Raw genomic sequence first — 18,006 nt, 5'->3', positions numbered from 1 at the left:
GGTCAGTGACGACCGCCGACGGTCTTGCGCCAGTGGAAGCCGCCGGGCAGGTTGACCGACAACGTCCGGCGGCCGTCCGCTGTACGCGTCACCCGGAACAGCCTGTTGCCCCAGCTGTGCCCCACGCCGCCGCGGGACAGGTTCAGCCGGAACGGCCCGAACTTGATCGACTTCCGGTAGCTCCAGCCCATCGCATTCCCTCCTATGAGAGCGAGGGCCATCTGCTACCCAGCTGAAGCGCGATATATCGGATTTAGTAATGCCTGTAGTACTTGCGCTTTCCGAACGTTTTACCGACGTGGAAGCCCCCGGGCAGGCGCAGCGAAAGGTGCCGGCGGCCGTCAGGCGTGGTCGTGACGTGGAAGCGCCGGTTGCCGAAACTGTGACCGACTCCGTGTCGCGACAGGTTGATCCGGAACGGTCCCACTTTGATCGACTTGTTGTAGTGCCAGCCCATGTCCCTCCTCCGCAGTGCGCTCACAAGGAAGAACGGCCGAGGCGTCCGCCGAGTTCCGCCGGCGTTCCGGCCGGCGCCTCGAGCGCGTGCGGGTAGGCGCGTTCGGACGGGGCCGGCGTACCCGACGAGCAGGCCCGCCGAGACCGGGGGAGCGTGCCAGAGAGGGGCGGAACCGCGCGAGCAGGAGGTCACGGCGTCGGGGGTGCAGGGGGACGCCGGTCGGGTACGCGCCGCCCGCCCGCGGTGGTGACCTCCAGATGGAGGTCCACCCCGAAACCGGCCCAAACTTTCCGCACGCAACCGGATCTTACGATTGGTCCGGTCACCCGGAATACCGTGGGTGGGCTCGTCGAACCGGAAGGACTCCGACCATGATCGTGATCGCCCATCTGAGCGACATCCACATCGGCGCCACGCCCGGCAGCGTCGACCGCGCCAACGCCGTCATGCGTTACCTCGACGCGCTGCCCGCGGACCTCGACGCGGTGCTGGTCACCGGTGACATCGCCGACCATGGGGTCGCGGAGGAGTACGAGGAGGCGCGCAAGGTGCTCACCTCACGCCACCCCGTCCTGGTCGGCCCCGGCAACCACGACGTACGGGAGGAGTTCCGCCGGGTGCTGCTCGGAGACCCCGGCCCCGGCACCGGTCCGATCAACCAGGTGTATCGCAGCGCCCGGGCGGTCTACGCGATGTGCGACTCGTCCATCCCGCCCCGCCAGAACCCGGGGCACCTGGACGACGAGACGATCGCCTGGCTCGACGGCGTGCTGGAGGAGAGCGATCTGCCGGTGTTCGTGGCGTTCCATCATCCGCCGGCGCTGCTGCACAGCCCGATCGTCGACGCCATCCGGCTGCACCGGCACGAGGCGCTGGAAGAGCTGATCGGCCGGCGCCCGAACGTGGCCGCCGTCCTGGTCGGCCACGCCCACACGGCGGCGGCCACGACCTTCGCCGGCCGCCCGCTGCTGGTGGCGCCGGGGGTCATCTCGACGCTGAAGCTGCCGTGGGAGGGCGCGACGCCGGACCACTGCGCCGATTATGACCTGCCGCCGTCGATCGCGTTCCACGTGCTGGACGACGGCGGCCGGTTGACCACCCACTACCGCGTGATCCAGTAGACGGGGTGACGGCAGGGGGGCGCCGTCCGGCCGGCAGCGGGCGGGATGGTTGCGGCCGGCCGGACGGCGGGTTCGGGCGGGGCGGCGTCGCGGCCCGTGCGGCGCCGCCCCTGTCTCATCGTTCGGTGAGCTCCACGAACGTCACCGAATGGGCGGGGAAGTCGTAGGTGAAGGAGGACGAGAAGCCGTTCGCCCGCCACTCCACCGGCGCGACCCGCTCCGGGTCGGTGATCGAGTTCGTGTCCGACGGCGCCCCGGTCAGCGACGTGACCTTGGCCGTGGACCGGGCCCGGAAGCCGCCGAGGTCGACGCTGCTCCGCACCGCCGTGTCCTGGGCGTTGACGACCTTGAGCGTCAGGGAGTCGCCGTCTCTGGAGACCACCTGGTACAGCGGCTCAACCCGGCCGCTGTCCACGAACTCGCCGGCCTTCTGCCCGTCCAGCCAGGTCGTGATCTTGCGTCCGTTCACCTCGATCTTCAACCGGTAGTCCCGGCCGGTCTCGATGGTGTGGGCGGACGTGGTGATCGACGACTTGCCGCCGTTCACGGCCTTCTCGATGGCGGACTGGGTGTTGTTCCAGCCGCCGAGGTTCCACCAGTAGAAGTTGCCGGTGTCACGCACTCCGAACATCACCAGGAAGCCCTCCGCCCCGCCGGTCTTGCGGGCGGTCACCTCCATCGTGTAGTTCGACCAGTCCGCCGAACCCGCTGTCGACCTGGCGTCCTCGACCTCCGCCGTCTGCGCGTACGCGCCGTCCTGGACGGCCCACGTCCCCAGCCCCGGCGTCCACTGGGACGCGCCCGCCGAGAAGTCGTCCGACAACAGGACGGTGCCGTCCGCCGCGGTGACCTTCACGTCGTCGTAGCGCACCTGGGTGCGCCAGGCGCCCAGGCCCACCGCGCCCTTGATGTCATCCACCGGCCTGGCCTCGGCCTCGAACGCGCTCGGCACCACCCGGTCCCCGACGTTCGTGGAGAACAGGCGCTGGACGTAGTAGCTGGGGGAGCCGTACGCCTGGTCGTTGTCGAACCAGATGAGGTCGGGCGCCCAGTCCACGTAGTCGACGTTGGCCAGCAGCGGCGCGTACGAGGTCAGCTCGACGACGTCGGAGTTGCGCTCGAGGCCCGTGATGTACGACGCCTCCGCCAGCGCGTTGGAGAAGGCGTTGCCGCGCGAGGCGTACTCGCCCACGAACACCTTCGGCCCCTGACGGTCATAGGAGTCGTAGCGGTGGTTGTTGGCCAGGAACCAGTCGGGGTTGTTGTAGTAGTGCTCGTCGACCAGGTCGGCCTTCTGGTCGCGGGCGAACTGCCACATCTGGTCGAACCAGGCGCCCTGCGACGTCTGCCCCGAGTTGCTGATGATCTTGATCTTCGGGTGCTTGGCCCTGATGGCGTCGGCGAACTTCGGATAGTTCGTGAAGAACTCGGGGTAGATCTCCTCGTTCCCGAGCCCGATGTAGTCCAGCCCGAACGGCCGCGGATGCCCCAGCTGGGCGCGCTTCCTGCCCCACTCCGAGGTGACCGGCCCGTTGGCGAACTCGATCAGGTCGAGCGTGTCCTGCACCCACCTGGCCAGCTTGGCCTCGTCGGTCAGCGGCCGGTTCTCGCCGCAGCCGTTGACGCCCACCGACAGCACCGGCAGGGCCTCGGCCCCGATGTCCTCGGCGAACTGGAAGTACTCGTAGTAACCGATGCCATACGACTGGTTGTAGCCCCAGAAGTTGAAGTTGGCCGGCCGCTCCTCGACCGGGCCGATCGTCTCCTTCCACTGGTAGATGCGTCGCCGGTCCTGGTTCTCCGAGTACGGCTCGTAGGTGCCGACGTTGGTGACGCAGCCGCCGGGGAAACGCAGGAACCGCGGCTTCAGATCGGCGATCATCTTCGCCAGGTCCGTCCGCATCCCGTGTCCCCTGAACGTGTCACGCGGGAAGAGCGATACCATGTCCAGGTCGGTGCGCCCGGCCGGCGCCTGGACGACCAGCCGGCCCGCGTCCGTGGTGCCGGACGACACGAACGACGCGGTGTACTTGGCCCAGCCGCCCGCCTTGAGCTGCAGCGTCGCCGTGCCGAGCACGGTCGCGCCGTCCTCGGCGGTGACCGTCAGCGGGCCGCCGTCCGCGCGCCTGGCCCACAGCGACAGGTCGTACCGCTTGCCGGCCTTCAGCGCCAGGCCGCGGTTGAAGCCGGCGTTGCTCACCCCGGCCGTGCCGTCGCCGGACACGTCGAGCCGCAGGTAGTTGCGGTTGCTCGGGTTCAACGGCTCCTCATCGGAGATCGCCGGCGTGGCGGTCGCGCCGCGCTCGGCCTTGCTCCACGCGGTCAGGCCCGTGTAGGAGCGCTCGTCGACGGAGTTGAACTCGAACGAGCGGTTCTGCACCAGCTCGGCGTAGAGCCCGCCGTCGGCGGCGTGGTTGATGTCCTCGTAGAACACGCCGTAGAGGTTGGGGCTGACCTTGGTGCCCTTGGCCTTGGCGTCCACGGTGAGCTTGCCCGAGAGGTAGCCCTCGACCCGGAACTTCGTCGCATCGGTCCCCATGACGAGCTTCCCGTCGCTGACGGAGACGTCGCGGCCGCCCGACGACACGGTGACCTTGCCGCCGCCGGCGTCCCTGAGCTGGAAGACCGACGCCGTCCCGCTCAGCCGGACGTGGCCGGCGGCCTGCAGGAACTTGCCCGTGGCCACGTCCTTCAGCGTCACGCCGTCGCCGCTCGCCGCGGCCGTGAGGGCCAGGCCGGTCATCGGCGGCCGCGCCGAGGCCCGCACCGTGCCGGTCCGGTCGGCCGACAGGTACGGCAGCGTCGGCGCCCGCAACGTGAACGCCCCGGACGGGACCACGGCCCCGCCCTCGGTCGCCTTGATCGCGATGTAGTCGAAGTCGGCGCGCATGGACGTGCCGTTCTGCGCCGAGAGCGCGAACAGCCCGAGCTGCTTGACGTCCAGCCGCGCCGTCATCTTGGACGCCTGCACCCAGGCCGAGCCGTCCCAGTAGGAGGAGACGAACTCGTCGCCGGTGCGCGCCAGCTTGACGATCTCGGCGGCCGAGCCCGGGCGCGCCGCGAAGGCCGAGGTGAAGGCGCCCCCGACCTCGGTGGCCGTCTCGATCACCGGCCCGCCTGCGAACCCGACATGGGCCAGCCCGGCCCGTACGTAGTTGTCCCAGTCCTGCCAGGCCAGCAGGCCCGCGCTCTGGTAGTCGAGCGCGACCGGCGCGTCGAGCTTGGCGACGACCTCGAAGTCGCCGGCGGGGACGTCGACGAGGAAGAGGTTCCTGGCGTTGTTCGTGCCCTGGTGGGTGTCGCCGGCCAGGGTGTCCACGTGCAGCGCGCCTCCCGACACCGACCAGCGGGAGTCGTCGGGTGACAGGACCGTCCAGTCCTCGCCGAGCGTGGTGCCGTCGAACTGGTCGACGACGGCGCCTTCCGGGATGGGATCCGCCAGCGCGGCCGCGGGCGGCGGCGCCACCAGCAAACCCGCCAGGAGCAGGGCCGATAAGGCGATTCGCGTCATGAGTGGGGGGCTCCTCGAGTCTTGTTAACGCTAACATTTAAGTTAGCGTTAACAACAGCGATTCGCGACAAGTTAAGGACTGGCGGACCACGACGTCAAGAGCCGGGCTCACGTAACCCGACCGTAATCCGTCTCCCCTTGACGAGACCCGTTGTTAACGTTCACAGTCGTGGCCAAGCCAGGAAAGGAGCACGCAGTGGGAGCCACGCTGGGGCGTCGCCTGCCGGTCATGGCCGATGTGGCCAAGGAGGCCGGCGTGTCGCATCAGACGGTCTCCCGCGTGCTCAACGATCACCCGAACGTGCGAAGTGAGACCCGCACCCGGGTGCTCGAAGCGATCGACAAGCTCGGCTACCGCCGTAATCTCGTCGCCCGCGCCCTGGTCACGAAGAGGTCGAGGACGCTCGGCGTGGTCAGTTTCGACACCACGCTGTACGGCCCGGCCAGCACGGTGTACGGCATCGAGCAGGCGGCCAGGTCGGCCGGCTACTTCGTCAGCATCGTCAGCCTCAAGTCCATCGACAAGGGCGGCGTCCGCGACGCCCTCGACTACCTGGCCGACCAGGGAGTGGACGGGGTCGTGGTGGTCGCGCCGCAGCGCTCGGCCGCCCGGTCCATGGCGGATCTGCCGCTCGGCATCCCGACCGTCGCCGTCGAAGGCGGCGAGGCGGGGGACATGTCGGTGGTCTGCGTGGACCAGATCGCGGGAGGTAGGCTCGCCACCGAGCACCTGCTGTCGCTGGGCCACGAGACGGTCTGGCACGTCAGCGGCCCCTCCGACTGGCTGGAGGCCGAGGGTCGCGTGGCCGGGTGGCGGGCCGCGCTGGAGCAGGCGGGCCGCGAGGTCCCGCGACCGCTCGCCGGGGACTGGAGTCCGCGCTCGGGATACGAGGCGGGCCGCAGCCTGGCGAGCATGAAGAACGTCACCGCGATCTTCGTCGCCAACGATCAGATGGCGCTCGGAGTGCTGCGGGCGTTCACCGAGCAGGGGGTGAGGGTGCCCGGCCAGGTGAGCGTCGTCGGCTTCGACGACATCCCCGAGTCGGCGTACTTCTCGCCGCCGCTCACGACCATCAGACAGGACTTCGACGCGGTGGGAAGACACAGCATCGAGGTGCTCGTACGGCAACTCGAAGGCGGTCCCCAGGAGCGGGAGCGGCTCGTGGTGCCGCCGGCGTTCGTGTCCAGGGCCAGCACGGCCCGGGCCTCCTAGGCCGTACCGGAAGGCGAAAGCGCTGCATCCGCATGGGATGTTAGCGTTCACAAAGAAGGGAACCCCCCACGTGTTCAAGAGAATCTCGGCGTTGATGCTCGCCGGGCTCACGGCGATGTCGATGGCGGCCTGCGGCAGTGGCGGCAGCACGTCCGCCAACACCGACGGCGGCGGCGACAGCACGATCACCATGGGCTTCTCCCAGGTGGGTGCGGAGAGCGGCTGGCGGACCGCGAACACCAAGTCCGTCCAGGACGCGGCCAAGAACGCGGGCATCACGCTCAAGTTCTCCGACGCCCAGCAGAAGCAGGAGAACCAGATCAAGGCCATCCGCTCCTACATCCAGCAGAAGGTGGACGTCATCGCCTTCTCGCCGGTGGTGGAGTCCGGCTGGGACACGGTGCTCAAGGAGGCGCAGAACGCGAAGATCCCGGTGATCCTGACCGACCGCGCCGTGGACTCCAAGGACACCTCCCTCTACAAGACCTTCCTCGGCTCCGACTTCGTGGAGGAGGGCCGCAAGGCCGGCAAGTGGCTGGTGGAGGAGTACAAGGACTCCACCGACCCGGTGAAGATCGTGGAGCTGCAGGGCACGACCGGCTCGGCCCCGGCCAACGACCGCAAGGCCGGCTTCCAGGAGATCATCCAGCCGGAGTCCAAGTTCCAGATCATCGCCTCGCAGACCGGTGACTTCACCAGGGCCAAGGGCAAGGAGGTCATGGAGGCCTTCCTGAAGTCCCACCCGGACATCGACGTCCTCTACGCGCACAACGACGACATGGGTCTGGGCGCGATCGAGGCCATCGAGGGCGCGGGCAAGGTGCCCGGCAAGGACATCAAGATCATCACCGTGGACGCCGTCAAGGACGGCATGCAGGCGCTCGCCGACGGGAAGATCAACTACATCGTCGAGTGCTCCCCGCTGCTCGGCCCGCAGCTGATGGACCTGGCCAAGAAGGTCGTCAAGGGTGAGCAGGTGCAGGCCCGCGTGGTGACCGAGGAGACCACGTTCACCCAGGAGCAGGCCAAGCAGGTCCTGTCCACCCGTCAGTACTGACGAACCTGGTCCCGCCTGCTCCGGCTGGGTCCTTGGAGGGGGCGTCAGCAGGGCTCGCGGGGCAGTCATCCGCCGCGCACCCCGGCTGGAGTCATGGAACGACTCCAGCCGGAGTGCGGGGCGACCGCGCGGCATAGGGCGACCGAGCCCGCCTCACGAAGTGAGGCCATGACAGAGAAAGGGATGACATGGCTGTACCCGCGCCGGTCCTGACGATGAGCGGGATCGGCAAACAGTTCCCGGGGGTGAAGGCCCTGGACGGCGTGGACCTGAGGCTGCTGCCCGGCGAGGTGCACGCGCTCATGGGAGAGAACGGCGCGGGCAAGTCCACCCTGATCAAGGTGCTCACCGGCGTTTATCCCGCCGACGCGGGCACCATCGTGCTGGGCGGCGCCGCCGTCGCGTTCGGCAGCCCCCTGGAGGCGCAGAAGGCCGGCATCAGCACGGTCTACCAGGAGGTCAACCTCTGCACGAACCTCTCCGTGGCCGAGAACATCTTCATCGGCCGCGAGCCGCGCCGCCTCGGGCGCATCGACTGGAAGCGCATGCGGACCAGGGCGAACGAGCTGCTGTCGCGGCTGGAGCTGAGCCTGGACGTGTCGGCTCCGCTGTCGACGTACTCGCTGGCCATCCAGCAGATGGTGGCCATCGCGCGGGCGATCGACGTCGAGGCCCGCGTGCTGATCCTCGACGAGCCGACCTCCAGCCTGGACGCCGACGAGGTCGCGCAGCTGTTCAGGGTGATGAGGCGGCTCAAGGAGGAGGGCATCGCCATCCTCTTCGTCTCCCACTTCCTCGACCAGATCTACGAGATCTCCGACCGGATGACGATCCTGCGCAACGGCCGGCTCGTCGGTGAATACCTGACCAAGGAGCTCCCGCAGGTCGAGCTGGTCGCCAAGATGATCGGCCAGGAGCTGGCCGCGCTCGAACGCCTCCACGGCGAGGCCAAGGTCTTCGACCGCCCGCTGGTCCAGGCACGCGAGCTGGGCCGTACCGGGGCCATCGAGCCGTTCAGCCTGACCATCCACGAGGGCGAGGTCGTCGGCCTGGCGGGACTGCTCGGCTCCGGCCGTACGGAGATCGCCCGGCTGCTCTTCGGCGCTGACCACGCCGGCATGGGCGAGGTCGCGATCGACGGGTCGCCGGCGTCGCTGCGCACCCCGCGCGCGGCCATGAACCACAAGATCGCGTTCTGCTCGGAGAACCGCAAGGCCGACGGGCTCATCCCCGACCTCACCGTCCGCGAGAACATCATCCTCGCCCTCCAGGCCACCAGGGGCTGGACCCGGCCGGTGCCGCGCGAGCAGCAGGACGAGCTGGTCGGGAAATACACCAAGGCGCTGAAGATCAGCCCGCCCAACCCCGAGCACCTCGTCCGCAACCTCAGCGGCGGCAACCAGCAGAAGGTCGTGCTGGCCCGGTGGCTCATCCTCGAGCCCAGGCTGCTCATCCTCGACGAGCCCACCCGCGGCATCGACGTCGGAGCGAAGACCGAGATCCAGCGGCTGGTGGCCGAGCTGTCCGACGGCGGCATGGCGGTGCTGTTCATCTCCGCCGAGCTGGAGGAGGTGCTGCGGCTCAGCCACAAGGTCGAGGTGCTGCGCGACCGGCGGCTGGTGGCCGAGCTGCCCAACGACGACTCCCTGACGACGGACGTGCTCATGGAAACGATCGCGAGCGGAGGCCGGACCTCATGAGACGGCTCCTGTGGCCGGCGGTGGTCCTCGTGCTGCTGCTGGCACTCAACGTGTTCTTCACGCCCAGCTTCTTCTCGATCGAGGTCAAGGACGGGCATCTCTACGGCAGCCTGATCGACATCCTCAGGTTCGGCGCCCCGCTGATTCTGGTCTCGCTCGGCATGACCCTGGTCATCGCGACCGGCGGCATCGACCTGTCGGTGGGCTCGGTCGTGGCGATCTCGGGCGCGCTGGCGTGCCTGCAGATCAGCCAGGACGCGAGCGTGTTCACCGCCGTGGTGGTGGCGCTCGGACTGAGTGTGGTGCTCGGGGCCTGGAACGGGCTCCTGGTTGCCGGCGTCGGCATCCAGCCGATCATCGCCACGCTGATCCTCATGGTCGCCGGGCGCGGCCTGGCCCAGCTCATCACCGACGGGCAGATCATCACCATCAACAGCCCGGCGTACAAGGTGATCGGCGGCGGCTACTGGCTGACCCTGCCGTTCGGCATCATCCTCGTGATCGCCATGCTGGCGATCACCGCGTTCCTGACCCGGCGGCTGGCGCTGGGCATGCTGATCGAGTCCGTCGGTGGCAACGCCGAGGCCAGCAGGCTCGCGGGCATCCGCTCGCGCGGGATCATCATCATGGTGTACGCGTTCGCCGCCCTGTGCGCGGGCGTGGCCGGGTTGATGATCAGCTCGAACGTCTCCAGCGCCGACGGCAACTACGCCGGCCTGTGGATCGAGCTGGATGCCATCCTGGCCGTCGTGATCGGCGGCACGGCGTTGTCCGGCGGCCGGTTCTCGCTCGCCGGCACCGTGCTGGGCGCGCTGATCATCCAGACGCTGACCACGACCATCTACTCCATCGGCGTGCCGCCGGAGACCACGCTGCTGTTCAAGGCGCTGGTCGTGACGGCCGTCTGCCTCATCCAGTCCCCGTCCTTCCGCGCGAAGGCGTTCCGCCGGCGCGGGCGCACCGCACCGCCCAGCCCGGCATCCGAGGAGAAGGTGCGGGTGACCGCATGACGACGCTCACTGCCGGCCGGATGTCCATTCCGGCCAAGTTCCTGCCGGTCCTCGTGACCGGCTGCCTGTTCGCGGCCATGTTCGTGGTGGGCGGGATCCGCTATGAGGGCTTCGCCACCGGGCAGATCATTCTCAACGTCTTCATCGACAACGCGTTCCTGCTGGTCGTGGCGGTCGGGATGACGTTCGTGATCCTCACCGGGGGCATCGACCTGTCGGTGGGCTCCGTGGTGGCGTTGTCCACGATGATCTCGGCGAGCCTGATGGCGGGGCCCGGCTGGCCGCCGTACCTGGTGGTGCCGCTGGTGCTGGCCATCGGGTCCGGGCTCGGGCTGGTGATGGGCTACATCGTGCACGCCTTCGACATCCAGCCGTTCATCGTGACGCTGGCGGGCATGTTCCTGGCCCGGGGGCTGTGTTACACGATCGGTACGGATTCCATCCCGATCGAGGACCCGACGTTCACGGCGTTCGCGCAGACGCGGATCGACCTGTTCGCGGACATGTGGATCTCACCGAGCGTGATCATCGCCGTGGTGGTCGTGCTCGTGGCGGCGTACGTGCTGCACTACACGCGCCTCGGCAGGTCCGTGTACGCCACTGGCGGCAACGAGCAGTCCGCGGTGCTGATGGGGCTGCCCGTCGGGCGGACGAAGGTCACGGTCTACGCCATCAGCGGGTTCTGCTCGGCGCTCGGCGGCGTGCTGCTGTCGTTCTACATGCTCTCCGGCTACGGTCTGCACGCCGTCGGCATGGAGCTGGACGCGATCGCGGCGGTCGTCATCGGCGGCACGCTGCTGACCGGCGGGAGCGGCTTCCTGTTCGGCACCGTGCTCGGTGTGCTCGTGCTGGGTCTGATCCAGACGATCATCAGCTTCGAGGGCACGCTGTCGTCGTGGTGGACCAAAATCTTCATCGGAATGTTGCTCTTCGTCTTCATCCTCCTGCAGCGCCTGTTCTCCGCCCGATCCAGGCGTTGACCTGCGCTTGAGCGTTACCGGAAAGTTTCCGGGAGGTTATGCTCAATCGTTGACATAGCCTTTGTTAACGATAACAATCGGCGGAAACGAACGCGAATTTTGTTCTGATTCGTCACGTTCTGTGATCGAGTTCGTTGCTCTATCGGCAGCTGCCGTGTTCCAGCGCTGCCGCGACCCCCATCGCAAGGAGAAGACATGAGGTTGGGACGAATCGGGGGCGTGGTGTCGGCCATCGCGCTCGCCGCGACCATGACGGCCTGCGGCTCCAGCCAGAAGACCGTCGACGCCGAGGCCTCTTCCTCCGCGTCCGCCGGCAACGCGGGCGCGCTGATCGGCGTGACCATGCCGACCAAGTCGTCGGAGCGCTGGATCCACGACGGCGACAACGTCAAGCAGCAGCTGGAGAAGCTGGGCTACAAGGTCGACCTCCAGTACGCCGAGAACGACATCCCCACCCAGGCCAACCAGATCGAGAACCAGATCACCAAGGGCGCCAAGCTCCTGATCATCGCCTCGATCGACGGCACCGCGATCACCTCGCAGCTGCAGCAGGCCGCTGACAACAAGATCCCGGTCATCGCCTACGACCGGCTCATCCGCAACAGCCCGAACGTCGACTACTACGCCACGTTCGACAACTTCAAGGTCGGCGTCCAGCAGGCCACCTCGCTGCTCAAGGGGCTGGGCGTCGAGGAGGGCAAGAAGGGCCCGTTCAACGTCGAGCTGTTCGCCGGCTCGCCCGACGACAACAACGCCACCTTCTTCTGGAACGGCGCCATGTCGGTGCTCAAGCCGAAGATCGACGACGGCACCCTCAAGGTCGCGAGCGGCCAGACCGACTTCAAGCAGGCCGCCATCCTGCGGTGGGACCCCGCCACGGCGCAGAAGCGCATGGAGGACATCCTCACCAAGACCTACACCGGTGGCAAGAAGGTCGACGGCGTGCTCTCCCCGTACGACGGCCTGTCCATCGGCATCCTGTCGGCGCTGAAGAGCTCCGGCTACGGCAAGCCGTACCCGATCGTGACCGGCCAGGACGCCGAGCTCCAGTCGGTCAAGTCGATCATCGCCGACGAGCAGTACTCCACGATCTTCAAGGACACCCGCAAGCTCGCCGAGCAGACCGTGAAGATGTCCGACGCCGTGCTCAAGGGTGAGAAGCCCGAGGTGAACAACGAGAAGGACTACGACAACGGCAACAAGGTCGTCCCGTCGTACCTGCTCGACCCGGTGGCCGTCGACAAGGACAACTACAAGGAAGTCATCATCGGCGGCAACTACTACACCGAGGACCAGCTCAAGTAAGGGACTGAGCCCGGGGACCGCGAGGTCCCCGGGCTTTCCCTGAGCGAGGGGCATATGACCGAGCACATCTTGCGGATGAGCGGGATCACCAAGACGTTCCCCGGCGTGAAGGCGCTGCAGGACGTCAACCTGTCCGTCCGGCGGGGCGAGATCCACGCGATCTGCGGTGAGAACGGCGCCGGCAAGTCGACGCTGATGAAGGTGCTGTCCGGGGTCTACCCGCACGGCGAGTACGAAGGTGAGATCACCTTCGAGGGCAGGCGCTGCGAGTTCAGCGGCATCCGCGACAGCGAGCATGCCGGCATCGTCATCATCCACCAGGAGCTGGCGCTCAGCCCGCAGTTGTCGATCGCGGAGAACATCTTCCTCGGCAACGAGCGCGCCAAGCGCGGCATCATCGACTGGAACCGCACCAACTACGAGGCCGACGAGCTGATGAAGCGGGTCGGCCTGCGCGAGAACCCGACGACGCCGATCGCCGACATCGGCGTGGGCAAGCAGCAGCTCGTGGAGATCGCCAAGGCGCTGTCGAAGGAGGTCAGGCTCCTCATCCTGGACGAGCCGACCGCCGCGCTCAACGACGAGGACTCCGCCCACCTGCTGGACCTGCTGCGCGGCCTCAAGGGCGAGGGCATCACCTGTGTGATCATCTCCCACAAGCTCAACGAGGTCACCGCGATCGCCGATGCCGTCACGATCATCCGCGACGGGCGGACCATCGAGACGCTCGACATGGCGACCGACCACGTGACCGAGGACCGCATCATCTCCGGCATGGTCGGCCGCGCCCTCGACAACCGCTTCCCGCCGCACGAGCCCACCATCGGGGACGAGGCGCTGCGCATCGAGGACTGGACCGTCCACAGCCCCAGCCAGCCCGGCAGGAAGGTGGTCGACGGGGCCTCGCTCACGCTGCGCCGCGGCGAGATCGTCGGCCTGGCGGGGCTCATGGGCGCCGGACGCACCGAGCTGGCGATGAGCGTGTTCGGGCGGGCGTACGGCGTGCACATCTCCGGCAAGATCTTCAAGGACGGCCGGCCGGTCGAGATCCGCAACGTGCAGGACGCGATCAGGCACGGCATCGCGTACGCCACCGAGGACCGCAAGCGGTACGGGCTGAACCTCATCGAGGACATCAAGCGCAACATCAGCGCCGCCGGGCTCAAGGGCCTGGCCAAGCGCGGCTGGGTCAACGAGAACGAGGAATACAAGGTCGCCCAGGAGTTCCACAAGAGCATGAACATCAAGGCGCCCAGCGTCGACAGCGTCGTCGGCAAGCTGAGCGGCGGCAACCAGCAGAAGGTCGTGCTCTCCAAGTGGATCCTGACCCAGCCGGACGTGCTCATCCTCGACGAGCCCACCCGGGGCATCGACGTCGGTGCCAAGTACGAGATCTACACGATCATCAACCGCCTCGCCGACCAGGGCAAGGCCGTGCTGGTGATCTCTTCTGAGTTGCCTGAGCTGCTAGGCCTGTGCGACCGCATCTACACGCTTTCCGAGGGTCGCATCACCGGCGAGGTGTCCCGCGAGGACGCCACGCAGGAACGGCTCATGTATCTCATGACCAAGGGACAGGAGAAGCTCTCATGAGCGAGCGCAGCGAGCGAAAAATGGAACACAGCCAGCTGCTGCTCATGCGCCCGACGAAGGCGGGCGCATGAGCAGCATCACGCCCGCCGACGTGCAGGTCGGCGCCAAGGGCGGCGACGGGGGAGCGCCACGGCAGCCGGGCAGGGTGTCGCTCGGCGGGCTCTCGCTGAACCTGCGTTCGAGCGGTATCTACATCGCGTTCGCGCTGATCATCGCGCTGTTCTCGGTGCTGACCGACGGCGCGCTGCTCCAGCCGCAGAACATCTCGAACATCATCGTCCAGAACTCCTACGTCCTGATCCTCGCGATCGGGATGATCCTCATCATCATCGCAGGGCACATCGACCTGTCGGTCGGCTCGGTGGTCGCGGTCACCGGAGCCCTGTCCGCCGTGCTCATGGTGAACATGGGCATGCCGTGGCCGCTGGCCCTGCTGATCACCCTGGTCGCCGGCGCTCTGATCGGGGCCTGGCAGGGATACTGGATCGCCTACTTCGGCATCCCGGCGTTCATCGTGACGCTGGCCGGCATGCTGCTGTTCCGCGCACTGACCCTCACCGTGCTCGGCAACCAGGGCATCGGCCCGTTCCCCGACCAGGTCCGCACGCTGGCCAACGGCTTCACCAACACCTACCTCGGCAACATCGGCCTCGGCCCGCTCGGCGGCGCCGACCTGTTCAGCCTGCTGATCGGCATCGTCGCGATCGCCGGCATGGCGGCCGCGCAGTGGCGCACCCGCAACGCCCGCAAGGGCTACGGGCAGTCCGTCGAGCCGATGGCGCTGTTCGTGCTGAAACTGGCGGCCGGCGCCGCGCTGATCCTCTTCCTGGTCGTGCAACTGGCCCGGTTCAAGAACCTGCCGTGGGTGCTGGTGCTGCTGGCGGTGCTCGTGCTGGCGTACTCGCTGATGGCCAACCGCACGGTCTTCGGCCGGCAGATCTACGCCATCGGCGGCAACCTCCAGGCCGCCGTCATGTCCGGCGTGAAGGTCAAGTCGGTCGTCTTCTGGATCTTCGTCAACATGGGCGTGCTGTCGGCGATCGCCGGCGTCATCTTCGCCGGCCGGCTCAACCAGGCGGGTCCGACCGCGGGCAACAGCTTCGAGCTGGACGCCATCGCCGCGGCCTTCATCGGCGGCGCGGCCGTGCAGGGCGGCGTCGGCAAGGTGGTCGGCGCGATCACCGGCGGTCTGATCATGGCGGTGATCAACAACGGCATGTCCCTGATCGGCTCGCCCAGCGAGCAGGTCATGCTCGTCAAGGGCGCCGTCCTCCTCGCCGCCGTGGCGTTCGACGTGTGGACCAAGCGCAGGGCAGGTGCCTCGCGTTAGCTAAGATCCCCAAAGCCCAGCGAAAGGAGAACCGTGACCACCCCCAAACGTCGCCTCCCGGTCATGGCGGACGTGGCCAGGGAGGCAGGCGTGTCACACCAGACGGTCTCCCGGGTGCTCAACGACCACCCCAACGTCCGGGCCGACACCCGGGCCCGGGTGGAGGAGGCGATCACCCGGCTGGGCTACCGGCGCAACCTGGTCGCCCGGGCCTTGGTCACCAAGCGCTCGAGGACCCTCGGCGTGGTGAGCTTCGACACCACGCTGTACGGCCCCGCCAGCACCATCTACGGCATCGAGCAGGCGGCCAGGACCGCGGGCTACTTCGTGAGCATCGTGAGTCTCAAGTCCATCGACGCCGCCAGCGTGCGTGACGCTCTCGCCTACCTCGCCGAGCAGGGCGTGGACGGGGTCGTGGTGGTAGCGCCGCAGCACTCGGCCTCGCGTGCCCTGGAGAGCCTGCCGGCCGGCATGCCGGCGGTGGCGGTGGAGGGCACCAGGCACCAGGCCGACGTGTCGGTGGTCTGCATCGACCAGGCCGAGGGCGCCAAGCTCGCCACCCGGCACCTGCTGGAGCTGGGCCACGAGACGGTCTGGCACGTCAGCGGCCCTCCGGACTGGATGGAGACCGAGGGCCGGATGGAGGGCTGGCGTGCCGCGCTGAGGGAGGCGGGCCGGCCGGCCCCCGAGCCGCTGGCGGGCGACTGGAGCCCGCGCGCCGGTTACGAGGCGGGCAAGAGCCTGGCCGCGATGGACGGCGTCACCGCCGTCTTCGCGGCCAACGACCAGATGGCGCTCGGCGTGCTGCGCGCGCTCAGCGAGCTGGGCGTGCGGGTGCCCGAGCAGATCAGCGTGGTCGGCTTCGACGACATCCCCGAGTCCGAGTTCTTCTCGCCGCCCCTCACCACGGTCAGGCAGGACTTCGACGTGGTGGGCCGGCACTGCATCGAGGTTCTGCTGCGGCAGATCGATGTGGGCGCCACCGTGTATGAGCGCCTGGTCGTGAGGCCCAGCTTCGTGGTGAGGTCGAGTACGGCCCCTTCCCGGTAGATGATGTGCATGGCCCCCGGAAAAACCCCCTGGAGTTCAATGTGAACGCTAACAATTACGTGGTCGGAGTCGACTTCGGCACGCTGTCCGGGCGTGCGGTCGTCGTCCGCGTGAGCGACGGCGCCGAGCTGGGCAGTGCCGTCCATGAGTACACCCATCGCGTCATCGAGCAGACGCTGCCGGGTTCCGACGTGCGGCTGGGCCCCGACTGGGCGCTGCAGTCGCCGCAGGACTGGATCGACGTACTCAAGATCGCCGTCCCGCAGGCGGTCGCCGCCGCGGGCGTCGACCCCGCGCAGGTCATCGGCATCGGCACCGACTTCACCGCCTGCACCGTGCTGCCGACCACGGCGGACGGAACGCCCCTGTGCGTCGAGACGCCCGAGCTGCCGCACGCCTGGCCGAAGCTGTGGAAGCACCACGCCGCGCAGCCGCACGCCGACCGCATCAACGAACTGGCCGCGCGCCGAGGCGAAAGCTGGCTGCCGCGCTACGGCGGCAAGATCTCCTCCGAGTGGGAGTTCGCCAAGGGCCTGCAAGTGCTCGAGGAGGCCCCCGACGTCTACGCCAGGGCCGAACGCTGGATCGAGGCCGCGGACTGGATCATCTGGCAGCTCACCGGCGTCGAGAGCCGCAACATCTGCACGGTCGGCTACAAGGGCGTCTTCCAGGACGGCGCGTACCCGTCGGAGGAGTTCCTCGCCGAGCTCAACCCCGGGTTCTCCGGCTTCGTCGGCAAGCTCGCCACCGGCCAGGTCGGCGAGAAGGTCAACGGCGTCACGGTGGCCCCGCTCGGCGGCCTCGCCGGCCGCCTGACCGCCCAGGCCGCCGGGTGGACCGGGCTGCCCGAGGGCGTCGCCGTGGCCGTCGGCAACGTGGACGCCCACGTCACCAACGCCGCCGCCGATGCCGTGCGCCCCGGCCAGATGGTGGCCATCATGGGCACCTCCACCTGTCACGTCATGCCCAGCGACCAGCTCGCCGAGGTCCCCGGCATGTGCGGCGTCGTGAAGGACGGCATCGTCCCCGGACTGTGGGGCTACGAGGCCGGGCAGTCGGCGGTGGGCGACATCTTCGCCTGGTTCGTGGACAACTTCGGATCCGAAGGGCATGAGCATCTCACCGCTCTGGCCGAGAAGCAGACGGTGGGCCAGCACGGCCTGGTCGCGCTGGACTGGTTCGGCGGCAACCGCTCGGTGCTCGTGGACCACAACCTCTCCGGCGTGATCATCGGCCAGACCCTGGCCACCAAGCCCGAGGACGTCTACCGGGCGCTCATCGAGTCGACCGCGTACGGCGCCCGCATGATCGTGGAGACGTTCGAGAAGGCCGGCGTGCCCGTCGAGGAGTTCGTCGTGGCCGGCGGCCTGCTGAAGAACCCCTTCCTCATGCAGATCTACGCCGACGTGCTGCGCCGCCCGCTGTCGGTCATCGGCTCCGACCAGGGGCCCGCGCTCGGCTCGGCCATCCACGCGGCCGTGGCCGCCGGCGCCTACCCCGGCATCGAGGCGGCCGCCGCGGCCATGGGCCAGCGCACCGAGGCCGCGTACGTGCCCGACGAGGCCCGCGCCGACGCCTACGACCGGCTCTACGCCGAGTACCGCAGGCTCCACGACTTCTTCGGAGACGGACAGATGCTGCACACCCTCCGTGCGATCAGGAACGAGGCCCACGCGTGA

At 68.3% G+C, this 18,006-nt stretch carries 14 protein-coding genes; 11 read left to right on the top strand and 3 right to left on the bottom strand.

Annotation, left to right across the window (positions count from 1 at the left end):
- Window positions 1-2 precede the first annotated feature (2 nt).
- Both ACIBX3_RS09315 and ACIBX3_RS09310 read right to left on the bottom strand, forming a co-directional pair.
- Window positions 3-191 (bottom strand): DUF4236 domain-containing protein, encoded by a 189-nt coding sequence (locus ACIBX3_RS09315; RefSeq protein ID WP_397114839.1) that lies wholly within the window; start codon window positions 189-191, stop codon window positions 3-5.
- Between the two features lie 62 nt (window positions 192-253).
- Entirely contained in the window at window positions 254-457 is a 204-nt protein-coding gene (locus ACIBX3_RS09310; RefSeq protein WP_397114837.1) for a DUF4236 domain-containing protein, read from the bottom strand.
- Between the two features lie 371 nt (window positions 458-828).
- Between ACIBX3_RS09310 and ACIBX3_RS09305 the strand changes: the two genes are divergently transcribed.
- Complete coding sequence (locus tag ACIBX3_RS09305) at window positions 829-1,578, top strand: metallophosphoesterase (protein WP_397114835.1); 750 nt, start codon at window positions 829-831, stop codon at window positions 1,576-1,578.
- 115 nt (window positions 1,579-1,693) lie between these two features.
- Here the strand turns inward: ACIBX3_RS09305 and ACIBX3_RS09300 are convergent, their stop codons facing one another.
- Window positions 1,694-5,089, bottom strand: a complete 3,396-nt coding sequence (locus ACIBX3_RS09300) for an alpha-L-arabinofuranosidase C-terminal domain-containing protein (protein WP_397114833.1) — start codon at window positions 5,087-5,089, stop codon at window positions 1,694-1,696.
- A gap of 229 nt (window positions 5,090-5,318) precedes the next feature.
- On the opposite strand from ACIBX3_RS09300, the gene ACIBX3_RS09295 reads away from it, so the two are divergent.
- The 10 genes from ACIBX3_RS09295 to araB all read left to right on the top strand — a co-directional run bounded on the left by ACIBX3_RS09295 (window position 5,319) and on the right by araB (window position 18,006).
- Window positions 5,319-6,302, top strand: a complete 984-nt coding sequence (locus ACIBX3_RS09295; protein ID WP_397115034.1) for a LacI family DNA-binding transcriptional regulator — start codon at window positions 5,319-5,321, stop codon at window positions 6,300-6,302.
- Window positions 6,303-6,372: 70 nt separating this feature from the next.
- Window positions 6,373-7,359, top strand: a complete 987-nt coding sequence (locus ACIBX3_RS09290; protein ID WP_397114831.1) for an ABC transporter substrate-binding protein — start codon at window positions 6,373-6,375, stop codon at window positions 7,357-7,359.
- 188 nt (window positions 7,360-7,547) lie between these two features.
- Window positions 7,548-9,059 carry a sugar ABC transporter ATP-binding protein gene (locus ACIBX3_RS09285; RefSeq protein ID WP_397114829.1) on the top strand — a complete coding sequence of 504 codons (1,512 nt, stop codon included), beginning with the start codon at window positions 7,548-7,550 and terminating at the stop codon, window positions 9,057-9,059.
- Window positions 9,056-10,069 carry an ABC transporter permease gene (locus ACIBX3_RS09280; RefSeq protein ID WP_397114827.1) on the top strand — a complete coding sequence of 338 codons (1,014 nt, stop codon included), beginning with the start codon at window positions 9,056-9,058 and terminating at the stop codon, window positions 10,067-10,069. The genes ACIBX3_RS09285 and ACIBX3_RS09280 overlap by 4 nt, the downstream gene beginning before the upstream one ends.
- Window positions 10,066-11,049, top strand: coding sequence for a galactofuranose ABC transporter, permease protein YjfF (gene yjfF / locus ACIBX3_RS09275; RefSeq protein ID WP_397114825.1), 984 nt, complete (start codon window positions 10,066-10,068; stop codon window positions 11,047-11,049). The genes ACIBX3_RS09280 and yjfF overlap by 4 nt, the downstream gene beginning before the upstream one ends.
- Before the next feature lie 195 nt (window positions 11,050-11,244).
- A complete protein-coding gene (gene chvE / locus ACIBX3_RS09270; protein ID WP_397114823.1) occupies window positions 11,245-12,354 on the top strand; it encodes a multiple monosaccharide ABC transporter substrate-binding protein in 1,110 nt (369 codons plus the stop codon).
- Between the two features lie 54 nt (window positions 12,355-12,408).
- On the top strand, window positions 12,409-13,947 hold the full coding sequence (mmsA, locus tag ACIBX3_RS09265) for a multiple monosaccharide ABC transporter ATP-binding protein (protein ID WP_397114821.1): 1,539 nt from the start codon (window positions 12,409-12,411) through the stop codon (window positions 13,945-13,947).
- A gap of 67 nt (window positions 13,948-14,014) precedes the next feature.
- Window positions 14,015-15,277, top strand: coding sequence for a multiple monosaccharide ABC transporter permease (gene mmsB, locus ACIBX3_RS09260; RefSeq protein ID WP_397114819.1), 1,263 nt, complete (start codon window positions 14,015-14,017; stop codon window positions 15,275-15,277).
- 33 nt (window positions 15,278-15,310) lie between these two features.
- Entirely contained in the window at window positions 15,311-16,327 is a 1,017-nt protein-coding gene (locus tag ACIBX3_RS09255) for a LacI family DNA-binding transcriptional regulator (protein ID WP_397114817.1), read from the top strand.
- Window positions 16,328-16,386: 59 nt separating this feature from the next.
- Window positions 16,387-18,006 carry a ribulokinase gene (gene araB / locus ACIBX3_RS09250; protein WP_397115032.1) on the top strand — a complete coding sequence of 540 codons (1,620 nt, stop codon included), beginning with the start codon at window positions 16,387-16,389 and terminating at the stop codon, window positions 18,004-18,006.

This window comes from Nonomuraea sp. NPDC049480, assembly GCF_044465905.1.
Taxonomy (GTDB): Bacteria; Actinomycetota; Actinomycetes; order Streptosporangiales; family Streptosporangiaceae; genus Nonomuraea.
Note: the sequence above shows the minus strand (reverse complement) of the source record. Positions and strands in the feature narration are given on the sequence as shown.